Source organism: Paractinoplanes hotanensis, from assembly GCF_023717965.1.
GTDB lineage: Bacteria > Actinomycetota > Actinomycetes > Mycobacteriales > Micromonosporaceae > Actinoplanes > Actinoplanes polyasparticus.
On sequence record NZ_JAMQOL010000010.1, the window covers coordinates 190,600 to 210,663 of the forward strand.

Consider the following 20,064-nt stretch of genomic DNA (forward strand, 5'->3'; position numbering starts at 1 on the left):
GCCGTCGTCAGCGCTTAACACGCGCCCGGGCGGCGTTCGGTTCAGCGGGCGGAGGGAACAACCATGTCGAGTGACGCGTACGCGTTCTGGATCACCGAGCCGGGGCGGGGTGAGATCCGCCCGGTGACGCTGGGTGAGCCGGGCCTGGACGAGGTGCTCGTCCGCACCTTGCACACGGGCGTGAGCAGGGGAACCGAGACCCTCGTGTTCTCCGGGCGGGTGCCGGAGAGCCAGTGGTCGGCGATGCGGGCCCCCTTCCAGGAGGGTGATTTCCCGGCCCCGGTGAAGTACGGCTACCTCAACGTCGGCCGGGTCGAGCAGGGCCCGCCCGAACTGCTCGGACGCACCGTCTTCAGTCTCTATACCCACCAATCCCGCTTTATCGCACCTGAAACGGCTGTCACTGTGGTGCCCGACGACGTGCCCGCCGCCCGGGCGGTGCTGGCCGGAACGGTGGAAACCGCCGTGAACGCCCTCTGGGACGCGCGGCCGATGGTCGGCGACCGGGTCGCCGTCGTGGGCGGGGGCATGGTGGGTGGGTGCGCGGCGGCGATTCTCGCGCGCTTTCCCGGCGTACGGCTGCAGCTCGTCGACGTCGATGCCGGGCGCGCCGAGCTGGCCGCTCGCCTGGGCGCCGGCTTCGCCACCCCCGACGAGGCGCTCGGCGACTGTGACCTGGTGATCCATGCCAGCGCCACCTCGGCCGGCCTGAAACGCTCGCTCGAGCTGGTGGCGGCCGAGGGCACCGTGGTCGAGCTCAGCTGGTACGGGGACAAGCAGGTCAGCGTGCCGCTGGGCGAGTTCTTCCACTCCCGGCGGCTGACCATCCGGGGCAGTCAGGTGGGCGGCATCGTGCCCGGCCGCCGGCGCTCGTACGCCGACCGGCTGGCGCTCTCGCTCGAGCTGCTGAAGGACGAACGGTTCGACGCGTTCGTTACCGGGCACTCGCCCTTCGCGGAGCTGCCCGAGGTGTTGCCGCGCCTCACGGACGGTAGCCTTCGCGCCCTCTGCCACGTGATCGACTATCCCGAGGAGTAGCCCTTGTTCAGCATCACCGTCCGCGACCACATCATGATCGCCCACAGCTTCTCCGGCGAGGTCTTCGGCCCGGCCCAGAAGCTGCACGGCGCGACGTTCGTGGTGGACGCGACGTTCCGCCGGCCCGAGCTGGACAACGACAACATCGTGGTCGACATCGGCCTGGCCTCGCAGGAGCTGCACGCGATCTGCGGCGGCCTGAGCTACCGCAACCTCGACGACGAGCCCGACTTCCTGGGCATCAACACGTCCACCGAGTTCCTGGCCAAGGTGATCGCCGACCGCCTGGCGGCCAGAATCGCCGCGGGCGACCTGGGCCCGGGCGCCGCCGGCCTGACCGGCCTCACGATCACCCTGCACGAGTCCCACATCGCCTGGGCCTCGTACGAGCGCGATCTGTGACCTCGGGCTCCTTCCCGGCGCCCGACGCCGGCGCGCGCGGCCCGTCGACTACGGACGGTAACGCCGCCCGCGGCAGTTCGCCGCTGTGGGCGGTGCTGCCGGGGGGCATCGACGATCCGGCGGCGCCGAGCGGGGGCAACCGGTACGACCGGGCGGTGCTGTCGCTGCTGCCCGATGTGCACGAGATCGCTGTACCCGGTTCCTGGCCGAACCCGGAGCCGGCGGCCCGTCACGCCCTCTCGGCCGCTCTCGCCGACATTCCGGATAAGTCCGATGTGTTGGTAGACGGGCTGGTCGGGTGTGGCGTGCCGGAGATCCTCGCGCCGCACGCCCTGCGGCTACGCCTGATCGTTCTGGTGCATCTGCCGCTCAGCGACGAGACGGGACTCGACCCCGACCTCGCCGAGGAGCTGCGGGCGAAGGAGGGCCGGGCTCTGCACCTCGCCACCACCGTCGTCGCCACCAGCGAGGCGGCGGCCGAGCGGGTGGCGACCATGCACGGCCTGCCCCGTGTCGAGGTCGCGCCGCCCGGAGTCGACCGGGCCGAACTGACCGAACCGCGGGCGGACGGCCGGCGGCTGCTGTGCGTCGCCTCGGTCAGCCCCCGCAAGGGACAAGATCTGCTGGTCGCGGCCCTGCAGGACGACCTGGCGGAACTCGACTGGGAGTGCACGTTCGCGGGAGCGCTGGTCCGGCCCGTCCCGCACCACGACCGCCGGCTGCGATTCGTGGGAGCACTGCCTCCGGCTGAGCTCGATGGCGCGTACCGGGATTCCGATGTTTTGATCTTGCCGTCCCGGGCCGAGACGTACGGGATGGTGGTCACCGAGGCCCTCGCCCGCGGCCTGCCGGTGATCGCCACGGCCGTCGGCGGCGTGCCCGAAGCCCTCGGCACCGTGGCCGACACCACAGCGTTCGACACCGCAGCGCCTGAGACCACAGCGCCCGACACCGCACCATTCGACACCGCACCATTCGACACCGCTCCGTTCGACACCGCAGCGTTCGACGGCCCGGTGGGCGGCGTCACGCAGCCCGGCACGCTGCCCGGCATCCTGATCCCCCCTGACGACCGAGCCGCGCTGTCCGCCGCGATCCGCGCCTGGCTCACCGACGACGCGCTGCGCCAAAGCCTGCGCGCCGCCGCCCGGGCCCGGCGGGAAACCCTCCCGACCTGGGCCGGAACCGCACGCCTGCTGTCCGCCATCTGCACAGGAGAACCCCAATGACCGGAGAGTTCAGTGAGTCGTGGCTCGGCCTGCGCGAGCCCGCCGACGCCCAGGCCCGCGCCGCCGACCTGGTGGAGATGCTGCCGAAGCCGGTGCACGTGATCCGTGACCTCGGCTGCGGCACCGGTTCGATGGCGCGCTGGCTGGCGCCCCAGCTGGCCACGCCGCAGCACTGGATCCTGGCCGACCTCGACCCCAAGCTGCTGCACTACGCCACCTCGCACGTCCGGCTGCCCGAGGTCAGCGTCGAGGGCGCGCTCAGCGACGTGACCGCGCTGACCGCGGCCGACCTGGACGGCACCGACCTGGTGACGTGTTCGGCGTTGCTCGACCTGCTGACCGAGGCGGAGATCGACTCGCTGGTCGCCACGCTGGCCTCGGCCCGGGTCACGGCCCTGTTCACGCTGTCCGTGGCCGGGGAGGTCAGCCTCGATCCGGTCCGCCCCGAGGACGCCGCGGTGGCCGGGGCGTTCGACGAGCACCAGCGACGAGTGGTGGACGGGCGCCGGCTGCTGGGGCCCGACGCTCCGGCGTACGCGGCTCAGGCCTTCGAGAAGGCGGGCGCGACGGTCGTCACCCGGCCGAGCGTGTGGCAGCTCGGGCCACAGCTGCCGGAGCTGACCGCGGAGTGGCTGCGGGGCTGGGTCTCCGCAGCTCAGGAGCAACGCCCGGAGGTCGGCGGGGACGGCTACCTCGCCGCCCGTCTGGAGCGGTTGCCCAGCGCTTCGGTCGGACATGTCGATCTTTTGGCGATCTTCGGCTGAACCCTTTGTGCCCGCCCCGGCGTACTAGGGGAAAGACGGGCTACATGAAGGGAACGGCGACGTGGGGCGAATCTGGGCTTGGGCACGGATCCTGGGCGGGGTGGGGATCCTGGCCTTCCTGCTGTGGCGGCTCGGCACCGGCGCGTTCCTCGACGGCCTGCGGGTGATCTCGCTCCCCGCCCTGGGCCTGGCCTTCGGCATCGGGGCCGCCACCACCGTCTTCAGCGCCTGGCGCTGGTGCCTGGTGGCGCGCGGCCTCGGTCTGCGGCTCTCGTTCCCGGCGGCGATCGCCGACTACTACAAGGCGCTGTTCCTCAACGCCGCGCTGCCGGGCGGGGTGCTCGGCGACGTGGATCGCGCCGTGCAGCACGGCCGCGACGAGGGCGACGTGGCCAAGAGCGTCCGGGCCGTGGTGCTCGAGCGCACGGCCGGCCAGCTGGTGTTCCTCGTCATCGCCGTGACCGTGTTGCTGACCGTCCCCTCCCCCGTCCTGACGGTGCTCGAGCGGCACGGCTTCGTCGTCGCGACCGTCCTGCTCGCCGTGGCGCTGGCCGCGGTGATCCTGCTGCTGGCCTTCCGCAGGCTGCGGCAGGGCGGCTCGCGGGTGGCGGCCGGCATTCGCACCGGTCTGGCCGAGATCCGCACCGGCCTGCTGGCCCGCCGCAACTGGCCGGGCGTGACCCTGGCCTCGGTCGTCGTGGTGCTCGGCCACCTGGCCACGTTCGTGGTCGCGGCCCGCGCGGCCGGCTCGGCGGCGTCGCTGACTCGCCTGATCCCCCTGATGCTGCTGGCCCTGCTGGCGATGTCGCTGCCGCTGAACATCGGCGGCTGGGGCCCGCGCGAGGCCGTCACGGCGTGGGCGTTCGGCGCGGCCGGCCTCAGCGCCACCCAGGGCCTGACCACAGCGGTGGTGTACGGCGTCTTCGCCTTCGTCGCCGCCCTGCCGGGCGCGGCGGTCCTGATCGTCCGGGCCCTGAGCCGCCTGCGCACCGCTGCCGCCGTCCGCCTGGCCGCGCCGATCTCCCCGGTGCCCTACGGCCTCCCGGCCGCCCCGGCCCTGCTGGTCGAGCCCGCGCTGGTCGAGCCCGCGCTGGTCCCGGTCGCGCCGGTCGGCCGCGAACTGGTCCGTGCCGGCGCCTGACGCATGCTCAACAGCTCTCCCTCAGCGCCGGCCCGCAACCGGGGGCCGGCGCCTCTTCCCCTCCCGGCGCCTGGCCGGTCAGTTCGGGTCGAAGCGGTCGGACAGGGCATAACGCAGCAGGACGACGTCGCCGATCTGGCGCACCTCGGCCAGCGTGGCGCGACGGCCCGGCCCCCACGGGAAGTCGCCGTCGCTGACGAAGCGCGGCGCCCGCGAGTCGCCCACGAAGAACGGCGCCACCACCAGCTGCAACTCGTCGGCCAGCCCGGCCGTGAGGAACTGGGTGTGCATGGTGCCGCCACCCTCGACCATCAGCCTGCGCACACCGCGCCCGGCCAGGTCGGCCGACACCCGGTGCAGGTCGAGAGGGTCGCCGCCGTCGATCACGGTGGCCACCGCGCCGAGCCGCTCGCGGGCCGACTCACATGTCGACGAGGCGCAATACACCAGCTTGTCGACGTCCCCTACGGTGAAGAACCGTGCAGCGGGGTCGATGTCGCACCGGCCGGTCACGGTGACCTTCAGCGGGTTCGCCGGCTCGCCGCGGGCCACCCGGGCCGCGCGGCGCTCGGCCGAGCGCACCAGCAGGCGCGGGTCGTCCTGCCGGATGGTCGCCGCGCCCACGAGGATCGCGTCACAACTGCTACGGACGGAATCAACGCGGTCGAAATCGGCTTCGTTGGAAAGCAGCAGCCGTTCCTGCGCCGCGTCGTCCAGATATCCGTCGATCGACATGCCGCAGCTCAGCAAGGTGTAAGGACGCAGGACCACTGATGACGCCTCCAGTAGAGCGACGATCGTCACCCGGGTCGATAAGTTGCGTCCAAGATAATCCGCGACACGATTACTGGCACGTTCGCGGTCTGTTGCGGTGCGGTGACTCCGTCGGCGGGTATAGCGGATCAACGGGGAACCAACGAGGAGGACCGATGTTAGAAGCCACGCTGCGGCAGCAGGTGACCGTTCCACTGCGTTTCGGCGACGGCTACGCCACGACCGCACGGGTGATGACCTTCGACGGGCTGGTCGACGGCAAGGAGCATCTGGCCCTCGGGCTGGGCGACTGGCAGCGCGCGCTGAAGAAATCGGCGGCGGGCGGCCGGGCGCCCCTGGTGCGGCCGCACAGCGAATGCCTGACCGGCGACGTCCTCGGCAGCCAGCGCTGCGACTGTGGCCCGCAGCTGCGCGAGGCGGTCGAGCGGATCGCCGAGCAGGGCGGCTTCCTGCTCTATCTGCGGCAGGAGGGTCGTGGCATCGGCCTGTACGCCAAGCTCGACGCCTACGCCCTGCAGGACGCCGGCCTGGACACCTACGAGGCGAACGTGGCGCTGGGCCGGGGCGAGGACGAGCGCGACTACACTGCCGCCGCCCAGATGCTGCTCGCCCTGGGCGCCGACCGGATCCGGCTGCTGAGCAACAACCCCGACAAGGCGCTCCAACTGGAGAAATGCGGCATCGAGGTCGACCAGCGGGTGCCGACCGGGGTGCACATGTCTGCCGCCAACGTGCGCTACCTGGCCACGAAGGCCTCGCACACGGCTCACACGATTGAGCTACCCCTGGCCGAGTGACGTTCACGGCCCGCCGTCGGGCAGGATGGGCTGATGGTGGACGACCCCTCGCTGGTGCTGGCCGCGGTCGACCAGGTGCCCTTCATCCTCGCCGTGTGCGAGGGCCCCGACCTGCGGGTGCTCACGCTCAGCGCGGCCACCCGCTCGGTGCTGGCCGGCCGCGAGTTCAGCGGCCGGCCCATCGGCGAGGTGCTCAGCGACCTGGCCGGGCAGCAGTTCGTCGACGCCTACCACGACGTCTACCGCACCGGGGAGCCGATCAACGGCCGGGAGTGGCGGGCCCACATCACGGCGCCGGACGGATCGGTGCACGAGATGTTCGCGAACTTCACGATCGCGCCGTGGACCGTCGGCGGTGAGCGGCGCGGCGTGATCGGGATCGGCTTCGACGTCACCGAGGCGGTGCGGCAGCGACAGGCCGCCGCCGAACGGACGGCCCACCTGGAACGCCGGTACGCCGAGAGCCGCGAGGTGATCACCGCGCTGCAGCGTGAGCTGCTGCCGGCGGGTCTGCCCGTGCTGCCAGGGGCGCAGCTCGCGGCCAGCTATCTGGTCGCGGAGGTCGACACGGCCGCGGGCGGCGACTGGTTCGACGCGGTCGCCCAGCGGGACGGCCGGATCGCGCTGATCGTCGGCGACGTGGTGGGGCACGGGGTCACCGCCTCGGGCGTGATGGGCCAGCTGCGCGCGGTGTTGCAGGACAGGCTCGAGGAAGGCGCCGGGATCGTCGAAGCGCTGACCGCGGCCGACCGCTTCGCCGCCCGGGCGCCGGCCGCGCACGCGACAACGGTGGCGCTGGTGGTGCTCGACCCGGTGAGCGGGGAGGTCGCCTATTGCACGGCCGGGCACCCGGCGCCGCTGGTGATCGGGCCGGCGGGCACGACGCGATACCTGCCGCTGACCGACGGGGCGCCGCTGGGGACGGGCGGGGCCTTCCCGGTGCGCCACGACAACCTCGGCCCCGGCGACCTGCTGCTGCTCTACAGCGACGGGATTCTCGAACGGCCCGGACGCGACCACCTGTCGAGCGCCGCCGAACTGGCCCAGGTGGCAGCCGACAGCGCGGCCGGGCGGGCCCTGCACGAACCGGCGGCGACCCCGGTCGAACGGGTCTGCTCGCAGACGGTCGAACTGCTGGTGCGGGCCGCCGGGCACACCGACGACATCACCCTGCTCGCGGTTCAGCGCGTTCCCGTCGTGGCCGACCTCGCCCTCGAACTGCCGGCGCAGCCGGGCGAGCTGCGGGCGGCCCGGCAGCGCCTGGGCGAATGGCTCGGGCAGATCGGCGCGACCGGCGAGGACACTTTCGCGCTGCAGCACGCGGTGGGCGAGCTGCTGGCCAACGCCGTCGAGCACGCCGGCACGGCGCCGGAGGTGGCCGTCACGCTCGACGCGACGCTGAACCCGGCCGGGGTGGTAATGGTCTCGGTCACCGACGGCGGGCAGTGGCAGGAGCCGCAGCGGCAGGTGAACCGCGGACGCGGGCTGGCCATGGCGGCCCAGCTCGTCTCGCGGCTCAAGGTGGACCACGACGCGACGGGCACGGTGGCCCGGCTGGCGAAGCCGCTGAGCCGGCCGGCCCGGCTGCTCGACCTCTCGACCGCGGGCCCGGTGGTGGCGGCGGACGGCGAACCCCCGTTCCGGATCGTCGAGCAGGCGGGCGGCGACGAGACCCGGGTGCGGGTGGAAGGGCCGCTCGACCTGACCACGGCGGCCCTCGCCCGGCGGGAACTGCTGCGGCGCAGCCGGGGCGGCACGATACCGATGACGGTGGATCTGTCGGGGGTCACCCATCTGTCGAGCGCCGGGGTGTCGGCGCTGCATCACATCGCGGGTCAGCATGCGACTCAGGACGCTCCTCTCGTGCTCGATGCCGCGCCGGGCACGCCCGCACAGGTGATTCTGGCGTTGGTGGCCCTGCTGCCGGCACGCTGACAGCCTCCTCCGGCCGGCGTACCGCCTGCGGGTTATCCACAATTCGCCGTTGTCCACAGGGTTTCGCACCGGAGTCGCGTTTCTCTGTACTGTCGCGGGGTGACTTCGGCTTCCCAGGTTCCCGTCGGCGATTCGGCCGCCGTCGACGTCCTCAACCGCGTCTTCGGCTACCCGTCCTTCCGCGGGCAGCAACACGAGATCATCGAGCACGTGGCCGGTGGCGGCGACGCGCTCGTGCTCATGCCGACCGGCGGGGGCAAGTCGCTGTGCTACCAGATCCCGGCGCTGGTGCGCCCGGGCACCGGGGTGGTCGTGTCGCCGCTCATCGCGCTGATGCAGGACCAGGTCGACGCGCTGCGCACGGCGGGCGTCCGTGCCAACTTCATCAACTCCGCGCAGGACTACGACGAGCGCCGCCTGGTCGAGGCCGAGTTCGTCAACGGCGACCTCGACCTGCTCTACGTGGCGCCCGAGGGGCTGGGCGTCCCGGCCACCCAGCGGCTGCTCGACCGCGGCAAGATCTCGCTGTTCGCGATCGACGAGGCGCACTGCGTGTCGCAGTGGGGCCACGACTTCCGGCCCGACTACCTGGGCCTGTCGATGCTGCACGAGCGCTGGCCCGACGTGCCGCGCATCGCGCTCACGGCCACCGCGACGTCGGCCACGCGCGACGAGATCGCCACCCGGCTCCAGCTCACCGACGCGCGGCACTTCACGGCGAGCTTCGACCGGCCCAACATCCAATACCGCATCGTGCCGAAGAACGAGCCCCGCAAGCAGCTGCTCGAGCTGCTGCACACCGAGCATCCGGGCGATGCGGGCATCGTCTACTGCCTGTCCCGCGCGTCGGTCGAGCGCACCGCCGAGTTCCTGCAGCAGAACGGGATCAACGCGCTGCCCTACCATGCCGGGCTCGACAACCGCGTGCGCGCGGCCAACCAGTCCCGCTTCCTCCGGGAGGACGGTCTGGTCATGGTGGCGACGATCGCCTTCGGCATGGGCATCGACAAGCCCGACGTCCGCTTCGTGGCCCACCTCGACCTGCCGAAGTCCGTCGAGGGTTACTACCAGGAGACGGGCCGCGCCGGCCGCGACGGGCTGCCGTCGACGGCCTGGCTGGCCTACGGCCTGCAGGACGTCGTGCAGCAGCGCAAGATGATCGAGGGTTCCGACGGCGACGTGGCCCACCGCCGCAACGCGGGCCGGCATCTCGACGCCATGCTGGCGCTGTGCGAGACCGTGACGTGCCGGCGGTCGCAGCTGCTGAACTATTTCGGACAGGTCGCCGCCGGCGAGAACTGCGGCAACTGCGACACCTGCCTGGTCCCGCCGGAATCGTGGGACGGCACTGTCCCGGCCCAGAAGCTGTTGTCGACGGTGCTGCGGTTGCAGCGCGAGCGGGGGCAGAAGTTCGGCGCCGGGCAGTCCATCGACATCCTGCTCGGCAAGGAGACCGACAAGGTCCAGCGCTTCCGACACCACGAGCTGTCGGTCTTCGGCATCGGCAAGGAGCTGCGCGACGCCGAGTGGCGCGGGGTCGTGCGCAAGCTGCTGGCCGAGGGGTTGCTGGCCGTCGAGGGCGAATACAGCACCCTGGTCCTCACCGACGCCAGCGCCGAGGTGCTGCGGGGCCAGACCAAGGTGATGATGCGCCGCGAGGCCCCGGCCAAGGTGAAGGCGCCCCGGCAGCGGGCCGCGGCCGGCGCTGCGGCACCCGCGGCCGACCTCTCCCCCGCGGCCGCCTCGACGTTCGAGAGCCTGCGGGCCTGGCGGGCGTCGGTGGCCAAGGAACAGGGCATGCCCGCTTACGTCATCTTCCACGACGCCACCCTGCGGGCGATCGCCGCGTTGAATCCGAAGACCCTGGGCGAGCTGGGCACGGTCAGCGGCGTCGGCCAGGGCAAGCTGACCAAATTCGGCCAGCAGGTGCTCGACACCCTGCACGGCGGCTCCGGCGATGTCACCCCGCCGGCATCACCGGCCCGCAAACCCGGCGACGGCTCCCCGCCCGCGCCACCCGCCCGCAAACCCGGCGTCGCCTCCCGCTCCGGCGACGACGAGCCCGCCCACGCCTTCGTCTTCGACGAGGAGCCGCCCGACTACGACGACGAGCCTCCGCCGCCCGACTACGACTGATCCGCCCCGGCGAGCGCCAGAAAGCAAGCTCGGCGAGCGCCAGAAAGCAGGCTCAGCGAGCCGGACAGGGCGACGTCGGCCGCCGGTCTGTCCGGTGCTGGCCGGTTGGCCGGGAAAGTCGGCCGGAGGTCGGTGGCCGGGGCTGGCACGGGCCCCGTACCGTGCCTGCGGTACGGAGCGTGAAGATCGCTTCGGCGCGAACGAGGGGGACGCAACGTGGGGGCACGTCTTGCCGTGGTGGGCACCGTTCTGGTCGCTCTGACCGGGCTGGGGACACTGAGCGCCTGCTCGGACGACAAGCCGGACCAGGCGGCCTTCGTCGAGGCGGAGAAGCAGGCGGCCGAGGCAGGCCTGCCCAAGGGCGACGAACAGACGTACCTCACGGCGCTGACGGCGGTGGACGCCAAGCTGACCGCCGACAAGAAGGCCGCGCTCGACAACGGCTACAACCTGTGCACCGACTTCACCAACGGCATGACGGCGAGCGAGACCGTCATCGACGCGATCGACATGTTCCAGGTGGACGCCAAGAAGGGCCAGAAGATCGTGGCCATCGCCAAGACCAACCTGTGCAAGCCCTCCGCGTCCAAGGGCAGCTGACCAGTCGGCCGGCCGGGCGCCGTCGCGCCCGGCCGTGTGCCGTCACTGCGGGACCACGACGTCGATCATCCAGGGGATGCCGAACTTGTCGGTGAGCTGGCCGTAGAGGTCGCCCCACATCTGCTTCTCGAACGGCAACTGCACGGTGCCGCCGTCGGCCAGCTTCTCCCAGACCTCTTCCAGGCCCTCGCCGGGGTCGCCGCTCAGGCTGACCGTGATCGTGTTGCCCGGGTTGAAGGGCATGCCGGGGGCCGTGTCGGAGGCCATCAGCAGGTAGCCCTTCTCGCTGGTCAGCATCGCGTGCATGACCTTGTCGGCGATCGCCGGGTCGGGCGCGCCGAACTCGCCGAACGTGTTGACCCTGAGCTCGCCGCCGAGGATCGAGTGGTAGAACTCCATGGCCTCGCGGGCGTTGCCGTCGAAGGTCAGGTAGGGGTTGAGCTGAGACGCCATCACAGACTCCCTTGGCTGCTGGATCGGCTGCTGAACGACCTCGACGCTAGACCCGCCCTCCGACAAAAACGGGCCTCCGGCCAGATCAGCACCCGAACAGTGGCCCGCATCCCGGGCGAAGCCGACGAAATGCGGGCCGTGCGCCCGGTCAGCGATGATCGGAGCCGGCCGACTCCACCGCTGCCCGGCCCGCCTCGAGGCGGGCGATCGGCACCCGGAACGGCGAGCACGACACGTAGTCGAGCCCGACCTCGTGGAAGAAGTGCACCGACTCCGGGTCGCCGCCGTGCTCGCCGCAGACGCCGAGCTTCAGGCCGGGACGGGTGGCCCGGCCCTCCTCGCCGGCGATCCGCACCAGCCGCCCCACGCCGTCGCGGTCGATCGACTCGAACGGCGAGATGCCGAAGATGCCGAGTTCCAGGTAGCGCCAGAAGAACGCGCCCTCGACGTCGTCGCGCGAGAAGCCCCACGCCATCTGGGTCAGGTCGTTCGTGCCGAACGAGAAGAACTCGGCCGCCTCGGCGATCTGCCCGGCGGTCAGCGCCGCCCGCGGCACCTCGATCATCGTGCCGATGAGCACCTCGACACCCGAGTCACCGACCACCTCGGCGATGATCTTCTCGGCCTCGGCCCGTACGGTCTCGAGTTCCTGCACCGCCCCGACCAGCGGGACCATGATCTCGGGTCGCGGCCGGCCGCCCTCGGCGGCCAGCGCGACCGCGGCCTCGGCGATCGCCCGCACCTGCATGGCGAACAGACCCGGGATGACCAGTCCCAGGCGTACGCCGCGCAGACCGAGCATCGGGTTCGACTCATGCATGCGCCGCACGGCCGCCAGCATCCGCTCGTCGCGCTCCGCCTCCTCGGATTCCTCGCCACGCTCCTTGGCCAATGCCACGTGCACCGCCAGCTCCTCCAGGGACGGCAGGAACTCGTGCAGCGGCGGGTCGATCAGCCGGACGGTGACCGGCAGCCCGTTCATCTCCCGGAAGATCTCCAGGAAGTCGTTCCGCTGCAACGGCCGCAGCGCTGCCAGCGCGTCGTCGCGCTCGGTCTTGTTGTGGGCCAGGATCAGCCGTTCGACCAGCTCACGCCGGTCGCCCAGGAACATGTGCTCGGTACGGCAGAGACCGATGCCGTGCGCCCCGAACCGCCGGGCGCGCGCCGCGTCCGGACCGGTGTCGGCGTTCGTCCGCACCCGCAGCCGGGCCCGCTCGTCGGCGTGGGTCATCAGCTGGTGCACGGCGGCGACCAGCGGCTCGTTGGCCAGGGCGGGGTCGAGGTCGCCCTCGAAGTACTGCACCACCTCGGACGGCCGCACCGGCACCTCGCCCAGGTAGACCCGCCCGGTCGTGCCGTCGATCGAGATCACGTCGCCCTCGCGCACGACCTGGCCGTGCACGGTGAACTGGTCGCGGCCGACCTCCATCTGATCGGCGCCGCAGACACAGGTCTTGCCCATGCCGCGGGCCACGACGGCCGCGTGCGACGTCTTGCCGCCGCGCGCGGTGAGGATGCCCTGCGCCGCGATCATGCCGGGCAGGTCGTCGGGGTTCGTCTCCCGGCGTACGAGAATGACCTTCTCCCCCGCCGCGGCCAGCTCGACCGCCCGGGCCGAGGTGAAGACGACCGACCCGTACGCCGCGCCGGGCGAAGCGCCGACGCCGCGAGTCAGGGACGCCGGGTCGCCGCCGAGGTCGAACCGCGGGAACATGAGCTGGGCCAGCTGGGCGCCGCTGACCCGGGTGACCGCCTCGTCGAGGTCGATCATGCCCTCCTCGACCAGTTGCGCGGCGATGGTGAAGGCCGCCGCCGCGGTGCGCTTGCCGACCCGGGTCTGCAGCATCCACAGCTTGCCGCGCTCGATCGTGAACTCGATGTCGCACAGGTCGTGGTAGTGCCCCTCGAGCGTCGCCATGATCTGCAGCAACTCGTCGTACGACTTCTTGTCGATCTTCTCGAGGTCGGCCAGGGGAAGCGTGTTCCGGATGCCCGCCACGACGTCCTCGCCCTGCGCGTTCTGCAGGTAGTCGCCGTAGATGCCGCTCTCGCCGGTCGCCGGGTCGCGGGTGAACGCGACGCCCGTGCCGGAATCGGGCCCGAGGTTGCCGAACACCATCGCCACCACGTTGACGGCGGTGCCGAGGCCGGCCGGGATGCGTTCCTGCCGGCGGTAGAGCACGGCCCGGTCGGCGTTCCAGGATCGGAAAACGGCCTCGATCGCGAGGTCGAGCTGCTGCCGCGGGTCCTGCGGGAAATCGTGCCCGACGTGCTTGACGAAGACTTTCTTGTACGCCGAGACCAGCGATTTGAGATCGTCGGCGTCCAATTGCACGTCGTCCCGGACGCCCTTGGCCTCCTTCGCCTTGTGCAGCGCGTCCTCGAACTCCTCGCCGGGCACGTCGCACACGGTCTTGCCGTACATCTGAATGAGCCGGCGGTACGAATCCCAGGCGAAACGGTCGTTGCCCCCGGCCTGGCGCGAGAGCCCGGCCACCGACTCGTCGTTGAGACCGACGTTGAGAACGGTCTCCATCATGCCGGGCATCGAGAACTTCGCGCCCGACCGCACGCTGACCAGCAGCGGATCGGCCGGATCGCCGAGCCGGCGGCCCATCGCCGCCTCGAGCGCGGCCAGATGCCGGTCGATCTCGTCGTCGAGACCGTCGACATGCGAGCCTTCGGCCAGGAAACGCTGGCAGGCCTCGGTGGTGATGGTGAAGCCGGCCGGAACCGGCAGGCCGAGATTGGTCATCTCCGCGAGGTTGGCGCCCTTGCCCCCGAGAAGGTCTTTGAGATCCTTGTTCCCCTCGGCGAAGTCGTAGACGAACTTTGCCATCGCCAGTCACCTCCGGTTTTGATTCCTCGGCCGAACTGGTTTCTGCCCCAAGGTTCGTAAGGCTATGCAGAGGATGGCCGAATAGTTAACAGTCCGGTGGGGTATTCCACAGGTGTTCGACACCCCCTGTTCGGTAAGCGCTTTCTCCGCGCAGTTCCGCGCAGCGGGGCCGTCGAGTAGCGTGGCCGCGGTGGAGGGACTGCGACGGCGTTGCGAGGCGAAGCTGCGGGGCCTGCGCGTGCCCGACCCCTTCGACCTCGACGAATTCTGTGACGAGGTGGCCGCCCGCCGCGGCCGGCCGCTGATCCGGCGGCCGGTTCCCGGGCTCAGCGCCGAGGCGCCCTGCGGGCTGTGGATCGGCACCGAGCGGGCCGATCACGTCTTCTTCGACCCCGGCACCTCGCCGCTGCACGCCGAGCACATCGTGCTGCACGAGTTGTCACACATCCTCTGCGGACACTCGGGGGCCGACACGGCGCTCGCGCGGCTCTTCCCCGACCTCGAGCCGGGCGCCGTGCGGCGCATGCTGGGCCGGGTCGCCTACACCGACGCGCAGGAACGCGAGGCCGAGATGATGGCGTCGCTGATCCGCGGCCGCTCCGCCCGCGGGCCGCGCACCACGCTCGGCCGGGTGGCCGACGCGCTGGGCTTCGAATGATCCTCGACGTCGCGCTCCTGGCACTGCTGTGGGGCGCGACCGTCGTACGGATCCCGACGCTCTGGCGTGACCAGCGGCAACGCGCGCTGTGGGCCGCCGTGTGCGCGATCGCGCTGGCCAAGACGGTGTCGTTCGCGCCGATCGCGGCCCAGCTCGACGTGCCGATCGTGCCGCACCTGCTCGGCGTCACCTCGGCCTACTTCCTGCTGCGCTTCATCGCGCTGGTGACCCACACCGGCGTCCGCGCCCGGCAGCTGGCCCTGCTGGTCGCGGTGCTCGTGGCCCTGTGTGTCCTCGACCTGGTCGCCCACGGCATCGACACCGAGGCCGAGCTGCTGGCCACCGAGCAGGGCTGGGCCGTCGCGGCGTACTGGGTGGTGCTCGAGGCCTACCTGGGCACGGTGCTGGTGACCACCTCGATGCTGTTCTGGCGGATCAGCGGCGGGGCGCCGGCCGGGCTCCCCCGGGCCGGGCTGCGGGTGACGTCGATCGGCACCGCCCTGGTGGCCTGCTACGCGGCGGTCAAGGGCAGCCTCGTGCTCGCCCACACCCTCGGCACGGACGTCGCCTTCTCGACCGTCGAGCCGATCGGCCGCACCGCGCAGACGAGCGGGCTCATCCTGACCATCGCCGGACTGCTGGCGCCGGCGACGAGGCGGGCCCGGGCCGCGTACGAGGCCTATCGCTCCCTGCTCGTGCTGCGCCCGCTCTGGAAGGCGATGCGCGACGCCTTTCCCGAGGTGATCCTTTTCACCCCGCGCCGCGCGGTGATCGAGCTGGCCGGCGTCGACGACGTGCACCTGCGCCTCTACCGCCGGGTCATCGAGATCCGCGACGGCATGCTGGCGCTTCGCCCGTACGCGGCCCCGCACGGCTCGTCGCCGGCCGAGGAGGCGACCGCGATCGTGGACGCCCTGCGCCGCCGTGCGTCCGGCGCCCCGCTCACCGAGCCCGGCTCGTGGGCGCCGGTCGGCCCCGCGATGGCCGACGAGGTGGCCTGGCTCAGCCGGGTGAGCCGCGGTCTCGCAGCCCCTTCTCGGACTCCCACACCCTCTGAATCAGCTCGCTGATCGTGTCGCGGCCGCGCGGCGACACGTCGGCCGCCCGCAGGGCGAGCTCGGTGACCCCGGCGTCGCGGATGGTCCGCAGCAGGTCGAGCTGCGCATCGATGCGGGTCGTGTGGTCGTCGTCGATGAAGTACGCGACGGGCACGCCGAAGTAGGTCGCCAGCGCGGTCAGATGCTGGATCGTCGGGTTGTCGCGCCGCCCGGTGCGGAGCTGCCAGATGTAGGTGTGCGAGATCGACACACCCTGCTCGGACCGGACGGCCTCAGCCACGGCCATGTAACTCGGCTCGGGCCGCAGCTGTTTGAACAATCTGTCCAAGCGGCCGGCGATGGAGAAGGCGCCCACCCGCCCCCCTCCCCGTTGGTCACCCCGCAGCCTACGACGCCATGAGCAGGGACGCGAGCCTCTCGTCCATGCACATCCCCCGATGCCGGCGCCATAAACTGACGTTGACGGACCCGATGAAGCCTAGAACACCGGATCCCGCTGCTCAAGGGCTGCGAGAAGTCGCCTTGTACTGCTCGCAGCCGCGAACTTGTATCGTCCAAGCTGTGGCGAGCATTGTGGAAGGTCGCGAAGTTACGTCCGTGTTGGACGAGCTCACCACCATGGTGGGACGCGAGGACCCCTACGGCCACTACGCGCGGCTCCGCGAGCTGGGCCCCGTGCTGCGTGACGCCGACGGCACCTTGATCGTGACCCGGTTCGCCGAGTGCCAGTCCGTCTCCCGTGATCACAAGCTCGGCAAGATGCCGGTCGAGCTGCTGCCGCACCTGGGCCTGGCCGACTGGGCCGAGCACCCGGCCCTCTACGGCTACTTCACCAGCCTGCTCGGCATCAACCCGCCCGACCACACCCGGCTGCGGCGGCTGGTCAGCTCCGGGTTCACCGGCCGCCGGGTGCAGGAGCTGCGACCGGCCACCACCCGCATGATCGACAACATGATCGAGACGATGGCCGCCGCGGGCGCCGCCGACTTCGTCTCGGCGTTCGCCTTTCCCCTGCCCTGCAACGTGATCAGCGAGCTTTTGGGCGTGCCCGAGGCCGACCGCGCCCAGTTCCAGCATCTGGTGCAGGACTGGTCGGCGGTGCTCGACGAGATCACGCCGGAGGTGCTGCTGAAGGCCGATCCGGCGGCCCAGGCGGTCCGCGACTATCTGGGCGAGCTGGCCGCCGAGCGGCGCCGGCACCCGCGCGGCGACCTGATGAGTGCCATGGTGGAACACGAGGAGGCGGGCGACCGGCTCACCTCCGACGAGTTGCTGACGATGGCCGGGCTGCTGTTCGCGGCCGGCTTCGAGACCACCACCAACCTGCTCTCGAACGGGCTGGCGGCGCTGCTCGACCACCCGGGGCAGCGGGATGCGCTGCTCGCCGACCCGGCGGCCGCCGTCGAGGAACTGCTGCGCTTCGACTCGCCGGTGCAGAACATCGACCGTACCGTGCTGGAGCCGTCCACTGTCGCCGGAGTGAGCCTGGAACCGGGGCAGCGGATCGTGGCGTACACGGGCGCCGCCAACCGCGACCCCCGCCGCTTCACCGACCCCGACCGGCTCGATCTCCGCCGGGCCGACAACGCGTCGCTCTCGTTCGGCGGGGGCATGCACTACTGCCTCGGGGCGCCGATGGCCCGGCTCGAGGCGCAGATCGCTTTTCCGCGGCTCTTCGAGCGGCTGCCGGGTCTGCGGCGGACGGAGGGGGCCGCGCGGCGGAACAGCCTCACGATCCGCGGCTTCGACGCCCTGCCGGTCTCGACGAGATGAGCCCCGGCACTCAATGCGGACCAGCACACTAAACGGATCAGCGCAGTAATCGGGCCAGCGCAGTAATCGGATCGGCACAGTAAGACGCCGCTGCGAATTCCACGGGGGAAGAACTCGCAACGGCGCACTCGGAACACTAGACGACAGCAGGCCGTCGTGTCTATCCCGCCCGGCTATCCGACACGTTGCACGACGGTGCCGACGAGCTTCTGCCAGTCGGCGTCGAAGCTCGAGGCGGCGCTGGAGGCGCCGAGGCGGTAGAGCGCGTACTGGTCCACCAGAACGACGTTTCGGCTGTTCAGGACGGCGACGGCGGTGTCCGCCGAGCCGGGGTGGGCCTTGTCGTACGTCTTGTGCCGGATCACCACGAAGCCCTTCCACCCGCCCTCGTCCAACGTTTTGATCTCGACGGTTTCGGTGTACGCCGGTTCCGCCTTGTTGTCGTTGACCGTGGCCGGGACCGACAGCTTGGGCTCACAGCCGTCGGCGACGGCCCGCAACGCCGTCTGCGCGGCCGCCGCCAGCGTCACGTCGCCGAAGACCAGCGCTGTCTGGTCGAGCGTCTGCGCGCCCTTCTGTCCCTCGTCCACGAAGGACGACGCCACCACGTCGCCGCCGGGCGGCACGCTCGGGGCGGCTGTCGTGCCGCCGCAGATGCTCACCAGCTTGGTGGTGTCGGGGCTCTGGGCCGGCGGTTGCCAGGCCGGCCCGATCTCGGCCGCCTGGAGCAGCGCGCCCCGCATCGTGGTGACGTCGATCAGCCCGGTCGGCTCCGGCGAGGGCTCGTCGTCCGACGAGCAGCCGGCCGCCGTGAGCAGGGCACAAACCGTCATCGCGGCCAGTCGGGCGACTCTTCCGGTCACGAACATCGGGCCATCCTCCCAGACCGGTGAGCGGGGCCGGCGGCGGTGCCGGAACTACTACCCACCGGCACAGGGCGGGAGACTCTCGGTGACGAATGTCGGACCCTCGGGATAGGTTGTCCCCGAGGTGAACGGCGAGGAGGGTCGCATGGCAGACATCGGCGCGCTCGCCCGGCGGCTGCGCTCCGACCTGGGCTCCGAGCAGGTCGTGACCGACCGGCAGGAACTGCGCACCTACGAGTGCGACGGCCTCGCTCACTACAAGGTCATCCCCGCCCTGGTCGTGCTGCCGCACACCGCCGGTCAGGTCGCCACCGTGGTCCGGGCCTGCGCCGAAGCCGGGGTGCCGTTCGTCGCCCGCGGCTCCGGCACCGGGCTGTCCGGCGGCGCCCTGCCGCATGCCGAGGGCGTCCTGATCGTCACGGCCCAGATGCGCCGCATCGTCGAGATCGCGCCGGCCGACGAGCGGGCCGTGGTCGAGCCCGGCGTCATCAACCTCCAGGTCACCCGGGCCGCCGCCCCGCACGGCTACTACTACGCGCCCGACCCGTCCAGCCAGCAGATCTGCTCGATCGGCGGCAACGTCGCCGAGAACTCGGGCGGCGCGCACTGCCTCAAGTACGGCTTCACCACCAACCACGTCACCGGCCTGCAGATCGTGACCCCCGACGGCGACCTGGTGCGGCTCGGCGGCCGGGCGCCCGACCCGCCGGGCTACGACCTGATCGGCGCGTTCGTCGGCTCCGAGGGCACCCTCGGCGTCGCCACCGAGGTGACCGTGCGCCTGACCAGGCTGCCCGAATCGGTGCGCACGCTGCTCGCAGCCTTCCCCAGCATCGACGCCGCCGGCGCGGCCACCTCGGCGATCATCGCGGCCGGCGTCGTGCCGGCCGCGATCGAGATGATGGACGCGCTCGCCATCGAGGCGGCCGAGGCGGCGGTCGCCTGCGGCTATCCGCCGGGCGCGGCGGCCGTGCTGATCGTCGAGCTCGACGGGCCGTCGGCCGAGGTCGAGGCCCAGTTCACCGAGGTCACGTCGTTGTGTCGCGGCGAGGGTGCGTTCGAGATCCGCATCGCGGCCGACGACGCCGAGCGGGCCCTGTTCTGGAAGGGCCGCAAGTCCGCCTTCGCCGCCGTGGGCCGCATCAGCCCCGACTACATCGTGCAGGACGGCGTGATCCCGCGGACGGCGTTGCCCGAGGTGCTGCGGCGCATCGGCGAGGTGGCTTCCTCCCACGGCGTACGAGTGGCGAACGTCTTCCACGCGGGCGACGGCAACCTGCACCCGCTGGTGCTGTTCGACGCCCGGGTCGACGGCGAGGCCGAGCGGGCCGAGACGGTCTCGGGCGCGATCATCGACCTCTGCGTCGAGTACGGCGGCTCGATCACCGGCGAGCACGGCGTCGGCATGGACAAGGCGAAATACATGCCCCGCATGTACAGCGACGACGACCTCGAGACGATGCAGCTGGTGCGCTGCGCGTTCGACCCGGCCCACCTGGCCAACCCCGGCAAGATCTTCCCCACGCCGCGGCTGTGTGGCGAGCGGCCGGGCAGCGACATCGCCGCGCGCTTCCCGGGCGTGGAGGTCTTCTGATGGGTGC

The 20,064-nt window shown here is 71.5% G+C and carries 18 protein-coding genes; 13 read left to right on the forward strand and 5 right to left on the reverse strand.

The genetic code is table 11. The annotated features are described in order from the left end of the window. Positions 1-63: 63 nt before the first annotated feature. The 5 genes from LXN57_RS08940 to LXN57_RS08960 all read left to right on the forward strand — a co-directional run bounded on the left by LXN57_RS08940 (position 64) and on the right by LXN57_RS08960 (position 4,574). Positions 64-1,038 carry a zinc-dependent alcohol dehydrogenase gene (locus LXN57_RS08940; protein WP_251797540.1) on the forward strand — a complete coding sequence of 325 codons (975 nt, stop codon included), beginning with the start codon at positions 64-66 and terminating at the stop codon, positions 1,036-1,038. 3 nt (positions 1,039-1,041) lie between these two features. Then, the gene (locus tag LXN57_RS08945) at positions 1,042-1,440 is read left to right on the forward strand and encodes a 6-pyruvoyl trahydropterin synthase family protein (RefSeq protein WP_251797541.1); all 399 of its coding nucleotides are present in this window, start codon (positions 1,042-1,044) and stop codon (positions 1,438-1,440) included. Between the two features lie 83 nt (positions 1,441-1,523). After that, positions 1,524-2,669 (forward strand): glycosyltransferase family 4 protein, encoded by a 1,146-nt coding sequence (locus LXN57_RS08950; RefSeq protein ID WP_438872857.1) that lies wholly within the window; start codon positions 1,524-1,526, stop codon positions 2,667-2,669. Next, positions 2,666-3,433: a class I SAM-dependent methyltransferase gene (locus tag LXN57_RS08955; RefSeq protein WP_251797543.1), complete on the forward strand. Its 768-nt coding sequence runs from the start codon at positions 2,666-2,668 to the stop codon at positions 3,431-3,433. Before LXN57_RS08950 ends, LXN57_RS08955 begins: the two co-directional genes overlap by 4 nt. 61 nt (positions 3,434-3,494) lie before the next feature. Then, positions 3,495-4,574: a lysylphosphatidylglycerol synthase transmembrane domain-containing protein gene (locus tag LXN57_RS08960; RefSeq protein ID WP_251797544.1), complete on the forward strand. Its 1,080-nt coding sequence runs from the start codon at positions 3,495-3,497 to the stop codon at positions 4,572-4,574. Between the two features lie 78 nt (positions 4,575-4,652). Here the strand turns inward: LXN57_RS08960 and LXN57_RS08965 are convergent, their stop codons facing one another. After that, the gene (locus LXN57_RS08965) at positions 4,653-5,345 is read right to left on the reverse strand and encodes a RibD family protein (protein WP_251797545.1); all 693 of its coding nucleotides are present in this window, start codon (positions 5,343-5,345) and stop codon (positions 4,653-4,655) included. Positions 5,346-5,503: 158 nt separating this feature from the next. On the opposite strand from LXN57_RS08965, the gene LXN57_RS08970 reads away from it, so the two are divergent. The 4 genes from LXN57_RS08970 to LXN57_RS08985 all read left to right on the forward strand — a co-directional run bounded on the left by LXN57_RS08970 (position 5,504) and on the right by LXN57_RS08985 (position 10,816). Continuing rightward, positions 5,504-6,145 (forward strand): GTP cyclohydrolase II, encoded by a 642-nt coding sequence (locus LXN57_RS08970; RefSeq protein ID WP_251797546.1) that lies wholly within the window; start codon positions 5,504-5,506, stop codon positions 6,143-6,145. Between the two features lie 33 nt (positions 6,146-6,178). Beyond that, entirely contained in the window at positions 6,179-8,080 is a 1,902-nt protein-coding gene (locus LXN57_RS08975) for a SpoIIE family protein phosphatase (protein WP_251797547.1), read from the forward strand. 99 nt (positions 8,081-8,179) lie between these two features. Beyond that, positions 8,180-10,216, forward strand: coding sequence for a DNA helicase RecQ (recQ, locus tag LXN57_RS08980; protein ID WP_251797548.1), 2,037 nt, complete (start codon positions 8,180-8,182; stop codon positions 10,214-10,216). Between the two features lie 216 nt (positions 10,217-10,432). Beyond that, entirely contained in the window at positions 10,433-10,816 is a 384-nt protein-coding gene (locus LXN57_RS08985; RefSeq protein WP_251797549.1) for a DUF732 domain-containing protein, read from the forward strand. 42 nt (positions 10,817-10,858) lie between these two features. Here the strand turns inward: LXN57_RS08985 and LXN57_RS08990 are convergent, their stop codons facing one another. Both LXN57_RS08990 and ppdK read right to left on the reverse strand, forming a co-directional pair. Further along, on the reverse strand, positions 10,859-11,269 hold the full coding sequence (locus LXN57_RS08990; RefSeq protein ID WP_251797550.1) for a VOC family protein: 411 nt from the start codon (positions 11,267-11,269) through the stop codon (positions 10,859-10,861). 148 nt (positions 11,270-11,417) lie between these two features. Next, complete coding sequence (gene ppdK / locus LXN57_RS08995; RefSeq protein WP_251797551.1) at positions 11,418-14,108, reverse strand: pyruvate, phosphate dikinase; 2,691 nt, start codon at positions 14,106-14,108, stop codon at positions 11,418-11,420. A gap of 190 nt (positions 14,109-14,298) precedes the next feature. On the opposite strand from ppdK, the gene LXN57_RS09000 reads away from it, so the two are divergent. Both LXN57_RS09000 and LXN57_RS09005 read left to right on the forward strand, forming a co-directional pair. Further along, positions 14,299-14,766 (forward strand): hypothetical protein, encoded by a 468-nt coding sequence (locus tag LXN57_RS09000; protein ID WP_251797552.1) that lies wholly within the window; start codon positions 14,299-14,301, stop codon positions 14,764-14,766. Further along, a complete protein-coding gene (locus tag LXN57_RS09005; protein WP_251797553.1) occupies positions 14,763-15,836 on the forward strand; it encodes an MAB_1171c family putative transporter in 1,074 nt (357 codons plus the stop codon). The genes LXN57_RS09000 and LXN57_RS09005 overlap by 4 nt, the downstream gene beginning before the upstream one ends. Here the strand turns inward: LXN57_RS09005 and LXN57_RS09010 are convergent. Continuing rightward, a complete protein-coding gene (locus LXN57_RS09010) occupies positions 15,769-16,179 on the reverse strand; it encodes a helix-turn-helix domain-containing protein (RefSeq protein ID WP_221379466.1) in 411 nt (136 codons plus the stop codon). The two genes, LXN57_RS09005 and LXN57_RS09010, sit on opposite strands and share 68 nt — an antisense overlap. Before the next feature lie 242 nt (positions 16,180-16,421). Between LXN57_RS09010 and LXN57_RS09015 the strand changes: the two genes are divergently transcribed. Next, positions 16,422-17,597, forward strand: coding sequence for a cytochrome P450 (locus LXN57_RS09015; RefSeq protein WP_438872851.1), 1,176 nt, complete (start codon positions 16,422-16,424; stop codon positions 17,595-17,597). A gap of 173 nt (positions 17,598-17,770) precedes the next feature. On the opposite strand, the gene LXN57_RS09020 is transcribed toward LXN57_RS09015, so the two are convergent. After that, entirely contained in the window at positions 17,771-18,466 is a 696-nt protein-coding gene (locus tag LXN57_RS09020) for a hypothetical protein (RefSeq protein WP_251797554.1), read from the reverse strand. A 142-nt stretch (positions 18,467-18,608) separates the two neighbouring features. Between LXN57_RS09020 and LXN57_RS09025 the strand changes: the two genes are divergently transcribed. After that, a complete protein-coding gene (locus LXN57_RS09025; protein ID WP_251797555.1) occupies positions 18,609-20,057 on the forward strand; it encodes an FAD-linked oxidase C-terminal domain-containing protein in 1,449 nt (482 codons plus the stop codon). Positions 20,058-20,064 lie beyond the last annotated feature (7 nt).

Coding starts and splice junctions, on each gene's coding strand:
- ppdK (WP_251797551.1), bottom strand. CDS start 14,108: ATGGCAAAGTTCGTCTACGACTTCGCCGAGGGGAACAAGGATCTCAAA.
- LXN57_RS08940 (WP_251797540.1), top strand. CDS start 64: ATGTCGAGTGACGCGTACGCGTTCTGGATCACCGAGCCGGGGCGGGGT.
- LXN57_RS09005 (WP_251797553.1), top strand. CDS start 14,763: ATGATCCTCGACGTCGCGCTCCTGGCACTGCTGTGGGGCGCGACCGTC.
- LXN57_RS08975 (WP_251797547.1), top strand. CDS start 6,179: ATGGTGGACGACCCCTCGCTGGTGCTGGCCGCGGTCGACCAGGTGCCC.
- LXN57_RS09020 (WP_251797554.1), bottom strand. CDS start 18,466: ATGTTCGTGACCGGAAGAGTCGCCCGACTGGCCGCGATGACGGTTTGT.
- LXN57_RS08955 (WP_251797543.1), top strand. CDS start 2,666: ATGACCGGAGAGTTCAGTGAGTCGTGGCTCGGCCTGCGCGAGCCCGCC.
- LXN57_RS09025 (WP_251797555.1), top strand. CDS start 18,609: ATGGCAGACATCGGCGCGCTCGCCCGGCGGCTGCGCTCCGACCTGGGC.
- LXN57_RS08990 (WP_251797550.1), bottom strand. CDS start 11,269: ATGGCGTCTCAGCTCAACCCCTACCTGACCTTCGACGGCAACGCCCGC.
- LXN57_RS08970 (WP_251797546.1), top strand. CDS start 5,504: ATGTTAGAAGCCACGCTGCGGCAGCAGGTGACCGTTCCACTGCGTTTC.